We start from the raw sequence: 277 nt of genomic DNA on the forward strand, positions 1-277 counted from the left end.
GATTGTAACCAATGCAGAAGCTTTACGGCTCGAATATAAAAATCCTTTCAAAGCGGCTACTGTAGCGGCAAGCATTCGTTTGAGACCGATCTTAATGACAAGTCTTGCCATGATTGCCGGTATGATACCAATGGCCAGTGGCCTGGGTGAGGCTGGTGATCAGTCTGCCCCCCTTGGCCGTGCGGTAATAGGCGGGTTGATAGCTTCTACATTCGCGGCGCTGTTTATTGTTCCGTTGGTGTATGGATGGATACGGCAAAAAGCATCATTTGATTCG

Annotated in this window: 1 protein-coding gene; it reads left to right on the top strand. The window is 48.7% G+C overall.

Annotation, left to right across the window (positions count from 1 at the left end):
• Position 1: 1 nt before the first annotated feature.
• Positions 2-277 (top strand): efflux RND transporter permease subunit (locus Q5762_RS40200; protein ID WP_399495590.1); only part of this gene is annotated, 276 nt, incomplete at its 3' end.

This window comes from Streptomyces sp. P9(2023), from assembly GCF_032436795.1.
Lineage (GTDB): Bacteria > Actinomycetota > Actinomycetes > Streptomycetales > Streptomycetaceae > Streptomyces.